A 682-nucleotide genomic window follows, 5' to 3' on the forward strand; every position below is an offset into this window, starting at 1 on the left:
CTGCAAATCAGCGAAAGGGATTTCATGACAAAATTTGAAATAGCAATCTCGACTCTCTTGATAGGATTTATACTTGGTCAAGCTACCGATATCTCAAAATATTATCTTGTAGTATTTAGAAAAAAACGAGCATTGCGTCAAGAAGTCCAAGATCATCAAGATCGAATGAATTTTTTAAAAAGCAGATTATGTTCTATCGCAGAAATGTACGTTGAAGGTCAAGTTATAGGACTTCCTTCCCCAGGCGCTATTGAAACTTTAATTTTCAACAAGGATTTTGCGGACATATTGCCACATTTGAATAAAGTAGAGCGGAAGCAATATAGTGATCATTATGGAACTATTTCTTCTTTCAACAGATGCGCAGCAGAACTTTCTGATGTAACTCATAAAAGTAATCACATCGTTTATCTTTATCAATTAACCTGTATGTTGGTAGAAACATCCAGATTTATCATTGAAAAACGTGAGTCAGTTTTGAATGATGAAGTAGAAATCCTTGTAGACTGCCGAGATATGGCAACTAAATTTGCTAACAATTATGGCTTAGAACCTGATGAAGGTGAGGCAGCTAACAAACAACTGTAGTCGTTCGCTAGCGCTCACTGGGACAATAACACGTAGGCTCAGTCGCTTCGCTCCCATTTTAGCCTACGTGTTATTGCCCCTAAGTTGGGCGTTA

At 37.5% G+C, this 682-nt stretch carries 1 protein-coding gene; it reads left to right on the forward strand.

Going from position 1 to position 682, the window contains the following annotated elements; genetic code table 11:
* Nucleotides 1-588 (forward strand): hypothetical protein (locus V7R35_RS17805; RefSeq protein ID WP_334016228.1); only part of this gene is annotated, 588 nt, incomplete at its 5' end.
* Nucleotides 589-682 lie beyond the last annotated feature (94 nt).

The sequence above is a fragment of the Alteromonas sp. S167 genome (assembly GCF_036864375.1).
Taxonomy (GTDB): domain Bacteria; phylum Pseudomonadota; class Gammaproteobacteria; order Enterobacterales; family Alteromonadaceae; genus Alteromonas.